Below are 5,012 nucleotides of genomic sequence, written 5' to 3'. Positions count from 1 at the left end.
CCGGCGGCCGGGGCTCGACGGGCGGCGTGCTGTACGAGGACCGTGACGACGACCATTCCCGTGACCCGGGCGAGGAGGTCCCCGGCGTCAAGGTGTTCCTCGTCGACCGGAACGGCGCGGTCGCCGCACGGGCCGTGACCGACGCGAAGGGGGTGTTCGTGTTCGGCACCCTGCCGGCCAACAGCTACTTCCTGCGGCTCGCCGGACCGTGGCAGCTCGTGTACGAGGGTCTCGAGGTGAACGTGTTCGACGGCGACGACATGCGGGACATCGGGTACGCCGTGAAGCCCGGCCCGACCCAGCCCGACCTCGACGCGCCGCCGCGGTCCACCGTGGTGGTCACCCCCGCGCCGGCGCCGCAGGCCGCGCCGGTGTACCGCCCGGAGGACCTGGCGGACACGGGCGCGGACGTGATCGAGCTGGCCGCGGTCGGCTTCCTGCTCCTGCTGGCGGGCGCCGGCCTCCTGTTCGTGCGGCGGCGGTCGTGCCCGTGACGCGCCTGGTGGCGGCCCTGGCCGCGCTGATCATCGTCGTGCTCGGCGCGCCCACGGCTCTCGCGCAGGAGGGGCAGGTCGACCTCGCCGTGACCGCGACGCTCGACAGGACGGCGTACCTGCCCGGCGACGTGGTGACGATGAACGTCCTCGTCATGAACAACGGCCCGACCGCTGCCACCGGGGTCGTGGTGCACTCGACCGGTGACCTGGCGTTCACGGGCTGGGGAAAGCTCGCCGAGACCGGCATCGACCTGGCACCGGGCGAGCAGGTGGAGCTGAGCGTCACCGCGCCGCCGAACGACACCGGCGCCGGCATGGCAGCGCACCTGGAGGTGGTGTCGGCCGAGCCGGACACCGACCCGACGAACAACCGGGCGTCGGTCGACACGTTCGTCACCGTGGACAAGGGCGACCTGACCCTGACCGTGTACGGCGACGCGGACGGCGACGGCGCCGTCGACCCCGGCGAGACCTGGGCGGGGCTGCTGGTCACACTGCAGGGCGGCCTGCGTTACGAGACCCACCAGGCCCGCGCGGGCGCGGACGGGGTCGTCCGGTTCACCGGCATCTCGGGTGGCGAGTACGCGGTCAGGGCGGGCCTGCCCGCGGACTGGTACCTCGACTCCGGTGCCCAGGTGCGGCTCCGGGCCGACCAGAACGACTCGGCGCTCGCGGCACAGCACGTCGACCTGACGAAGCTCCACGCCACGGTCGCCCTCGACCGCCCCGGCTACACGGTCGGCGACCCGGTGCGGGAACGGATCACGCTGACCAACACGGCCGCGACGGACTTCACGGCTGTCGTCGCCCAGTGCGGCAGCTACACGATCGACTTCGGCGAGAACAACGAGCTGCACAGCAAGGGCTGGGCCGAGCTCGACCCGGACGGACCCGGTGCGGTGGTGCGGTCGGGTGAGACCAGGACCTGGGAGTTCACCGACGTGGTGACGCCGCTCATGTGGAAGTACGGGTTCGTGCTCCTCCAGTGCGACTTCAGGCTGCCGGGCATGACCGAGGGCGCGTTCGCCGCGGCTCGGGCCGTGGTGCCCGGCGGCAGGGGCGCGTTCGGCGGCACCCTGCTGACCGAGGGCCGCCCGGCACCGGACCTCAAGCTCCTCCTGATCAACAGGGCGACGGGCGAACGCGTGGCCCGCACGGTGAGCGACGCGTCGGGGGGCTTCGAGTTCCCGCAGGTGCCGGCGGACGTGTACGAGCTGCGCCCGCTCGGCCCGTGGCGCATGGCGGACCAGCACATGACGGTGCAGGTACTCGCCGACGAACAAGTCCGGTACGACAGCCTCGAGGTGCTGCCGGGCCCGTTCCAACAGGACCCGGACGCCGTGAACACGCCTGTCACCCCTGCCACCGTCGCCGCGCCATACCCGGAGGAGCTGGCGAACACGGGCGGCGGCGCGGCGGAGCTGACCGCGCTCGGTGTCCTGCTGGTGGTCGCCGGTCTGTTCGCGAGACGCGTGTGCGCCTGAAACTGCGTGTCGTTCTTCGTGGTCCGGGAGCGTAGGCGCCGGCAGACTGATTGTGACGAGGATGTTCTCGCGCTGGGGGTACGGGTGTGGGTTGGCGCCGCTCCGGCGGCGTCGACCCACACACGAGCGTGCTGGTTTATGGTGCCGCGTGCGGATCAGTCGCAGGGCCGCCCTGGCCGGGGTTGTTGCGTTCGACCCGGTCAACCTCGGCTGGCCGACGTCGGCCGACGTGTCACCCTGCGTGCGGGTCCCGTCGCTGGACGGCGAGCTGGTGGTCGATCGACAGTAATGGCGGCCGGCGGCACTCACTACCCGGCCCCCTGAGCCCTACGGCCTGGCGCGCCCACCACGGCCGGCCTGGCCGGCGTTCCGCGCGGCGAAGCGCAGGTAGGACCCCCAACACGTGCTAGCACCGGGACAGGGGATCTTCGCGTGACGCCCTCTCGCTACGATGAGCCCAGGGGCCGTTAGCTCAATTGGTAGAGCTGCGGACTTTTAATCCGTAGGTTCTGGGTTCGAGCCCCAGGCGGCCCACACTTCTCCCTGGTCAGGCATGCCCTGGCCGCAGCGCTCATGATCGAGTCCCCAGAAAACTCCCGGTTTACTTCGGGTCGGTGCCGAGCACGGCGTGGAGCGCGTCGGCACCGTCGCGGGTGGCCACCTGCCGGCCCATGTACACATCCTGCGTCATCGAAGCCGAGCGTGGCCCAGGATGTCCGCGATCTGTCGTGCCGTCAGCCCCGCCTCGTCGAGCAGGGCCGCGACGGTCTTGCGGAAGGTCCGGAACGTGACCCACTCGAACCCGGCACGCTGCTTGAACGGGTTCCAGGCCCGGTTGCGGACGTTGCTGGCCTCTCGGACGGTGCCGGTCGAGCTGGGGAAGATCGGGCCGGACGCCGGCCGGCCGAGCGCGGCGTGACGGTTGTCGAGCATGGCCACGCACCAGTCCCGTTCGCCGCCGACCGCGAGGCATCCGGACGCCCCTGGCACCGCGGCGACCAGACAAACCGCGTCCAGCGCACCGAGGCAGACGAGGCAGTGGCCGCAGCGCTGGGCATCGAGACCGGCGCACCCGTCTACGAGCGTGCCCGCCTGGTCAAGGACGCGGGCGTTCCGACGCACGCTCACGAGCTACTACCGTCCGGAGCATGTGGAAGGAACGCCGATCGTGGACCCCAAGCCGGACACCGCGACACCGGGCGGCGGTTTCGCCGTGCTGACCCTGCAGGGCTTGGAACCGGACCACATGACGGAGACCTTCCAGGCCCGCATGCCCACGCCCGAAGAGCTGGCCGAGCTGGAGTTGCCAGCCGGTGAACCAGTGGTCGAGCCGCACCGCACTACCTACACCGCCAACGATGTGCCAGTCGAGTTCGCCCGCGGCGTTCACGCAGCCAGCCGCTTCTCGTGGACGTACAGCTTCAAGCTCCCCGACTGAGGAGGAACCGTGCCCGACACCATCCCCACAGCCGTCCGCGACGACGTGGAGAGCTGTGGAACTACCACCGGCTAGACCACGAGCTGCGCCCACCGACGTCGGGATCGGACTCGGCAGCCACGACATCGGTGTTGCCGTGCGGACCGCCGAGCTGTACCACCAGGGCCTGTTCCCCCTGATCGTGTCACCGGTGCCAACGCCCCGACCACGATCGACCGCTTCCCCCGCGGTGAAGCTGTGCACTACCCGGGAGCGTGCGCTCGAAGAGGGCGTCCCGGACGAGGCGATCCGGGTTGAGCCGAAGGCGCGGAACACCGGCGAGAACATGACGTTGACCCGCGAGCTGCTGACCGCCGAAGGCCTCACTAAAGTCGGTCACGCTGATATCGCGTCCATACCAGGAGCGCCGAGCGTTCGCGACATGCCGGAAGCTGTGGCCCGAGGTCGACCTGGTGTGCACCTCCCAGGAAATCGACCTTGACACCTACGCCGCGGACATCGGCGACATCTCCCGCATGATCAACGTTATAGTCGGCGACACGCAGCGCATCCGGCTCCACGCCGAGCACGGCTACGCGATCCACCAGGACATTCCCGCCGAGGTGGACGCTGCGTACCGCAGACTAGTGGAAGCCGGCTAAACCGCGCACCTCATCCCAGAGGCGGCCTGATCGGTGCGTATGAACTTCAAGATAGGATGTCCCCACAGTTGAGTGGGCGCATTGGCTCAGCCACGAGAGGTCATGGACGCCGACGTTTTACGTAGAGGCGAAGCGCCTCCGCCAGTCCCCAAACGATAAGGGTGGCGAGCGGCAAGGCCAAGACCAGGACGCTCGTGGACAGGACGAAGTCGACGAGCGAGGCGGCGGGGAACAGAAAGCTCACTGCCATTACTCTCAATCATTGCAATGCAGCTGCCGGGGGGACCGCTTCGTTGTACCGCTAGGGCGACTTGTATGCGAGCAATCCTGACCATACGGGTGACATGGTCTACCCATTCGGGTGAAATAAAAATGATGGCAACCGCACATTCTCCTCAATCTCGGTCCGCATTTCTTTCGTGACGGGCAATCTCAACGAGGTATGGCAACCGTCTGCGTAGGACTTCCGTCGCCCGTCGACCCGTAACGGCTGCCGTGTTCAGACTTTCTCTCTTGTTCAAGGCGGGTCGCCCAAGGGCAGCCCGCTGGCCCGCAGCGTCTATGCCGGACCGACACTGCGCGCCGGGCGTGCGGCTGGCGCCGATCCCAGCGCGCGCCGGTCCGGCCGAGGCGGGCCAGGATCAGTACTCAGCCCACGCTCGACCAAGAGATGTTCTCGCCGGACGGACGCACCTCCAGGATGGTCGAAGCTGCGGTAACGTTGCGGGTTTGCGCCAGGTAAAATGGGCTGTTCCGGAGGAGGAATTTTGCCGAACCTTATCGCGTCTCTTCTTCTTGCAGTTACGGGCGGAATGCTGACCGTTGTCGGCTCGCTAGTCAGCCAGCGTTTTCAAGTGAAACACGATCGCGAAATACGACAGGAACAGTATGCGCGGGAAGATGCATACCGTTTATACGAGAAACGAGTAGAGGCTTACTCTGCGCTATATCT

At 68.3% G+C, this 5,012-nt stretch carries 8 protein-coding genes and 1 tRNA gene; 8 read left to right on the top strand and 1 reads right to left on the bottom strand.

Annotated elements, in window-relative coordinates; all coding sequences use genetic code 11:
- From ACJ73U_RS26065 to ACJ73U_RS26050, 4 genes are all read left to right on the top strand, one after another.
- Positions 1-494, top strand: a 494-nt coding sequence (locus ACJ73U_RS26065) for an SdrD B-like domain-containing protein (protein WP_407780340.1), incomplete at its 5' end; no start/stop codon positions are given.
- Positions 491-1,981 (top strand): hypothetical protein, encoded by a 1,491-nt coding sequence (locus ACJ73U_RS26060; RefSeq protein ID WP_407780339.1) that lies wholly within the window; start codon positions 491-493, stop codon positions 1,979-1,981. The genes ACJ73U_RS26065 and ACJ73U_RS26060, both read left to right, overlap by 4 nt.
- Before the next feature lie 148 nt (positions 1,982-2,129).
- Entirely contained in the window at positions 2,130-2,270 is a 141-nt protein-coding gene (locus tag ACJ73U_RS26055; protein ID WP_407780338.1) for a hypothetical protein, read from the top strand.
- A gap of 172 nt (positions 2,271-2,442) precedes the next feature.
- Positions 2,443-2,515: transfer RNA gene (locus ACJ73U_RS26050), tRNA-Lys, on the top strand.
- Positions 2,516-2,668: 153 nt separating this feature from the next.
- On the opposite strand, the gene ACJ73U_RS26045 is transcribed toward ACJ73U_RS26050, so the two are convergent.
- On the bottom strand, positions 2,669-3,109 hold the full coding sequence (locus ACJ73U_RS26045; protein WP_407780337.1) for a hypothetical protein: 441 nt from the start codon (positions 3,107-3,109) through the stop codon (positions 2,669-2,671).
- Between the two features lie 40 nt (positions 3,110-3,149).
- Here ACJ73U_RS26045 and ACJ73U_RS26040 point away from each other — a divergent pair, with 40 nt between their 5' ends.
- From ACJ73U_RS26040 to ACJ73U_RS26025, 4 genes are all read left to right on the top strand, one after another.
- Entirely contained in the window at positions 3,150-3,419 is a 270-nt protein-coding gene (locus tag ACJ73U_RS26040; protein ID WP_407780336.1) for a UTRA domain-containing protein, read from the top strand.
- Positions 3,340-3,900: a YdcF family protein gene (locus ACJ73U_RS26035; RefSeq protein ID WP_407780335.1), complete on the top strand. Its 561-nt coding sequence runs from the start codon at positions 3,340-3,342 to the stop codon at positions 3,898-3,900. Before ACJ73U_RS26040 ends, ACJ73U_RS26035 begins: the two co-directional genes overlap by 80 nt.
- Positions 3,872-4,060: a hypothetical protein gene (locus tag ACJ73U_RS26030; RefSeq protein ID WP_407780334.1), complete on the top strand. Its 189-nt coding sequence runs from the start codon at positions 3,872-3,874 to the stop codon at positions 4,058-4,060. Before ACJ73U_RS26035 ends, ACJ73U_RS26030 begins: the two co-directional genes overlap by 29 nt.
- A 767-nt stretch (positions 4,061-4,827) precedes the next feature.
- On the top strand, positions 4,828-5,012 hold a 185-nt coding region (locus ACJ73U_RS26025; RefSeq protein ID WP_407780333.1), incomplete at its 3' end, for a hypothetical protein.

It is taken from the genome of Actinophytocola sp., from assembly GCF_045807065.1.
Lineage (GTDB): Bacteria > Actinomycetota > Actinomycetes > Mycobacteriales > Pseudonocardiaceae > Actinophytocola.
This window is presented reverse-complemented; position numbering and strand designations above follow the sequence as displayed.

Excerpts from the sequence above, each read along its gene's own strand:
- ACJ73U_RS26035 (WP_407780335.1), top strand. The coding sequence starts at position 3,340 with ATGTGCCAGTCGAGTTCGCCCGCGGCGTTCACGCAGCCAGCCGCTTCT.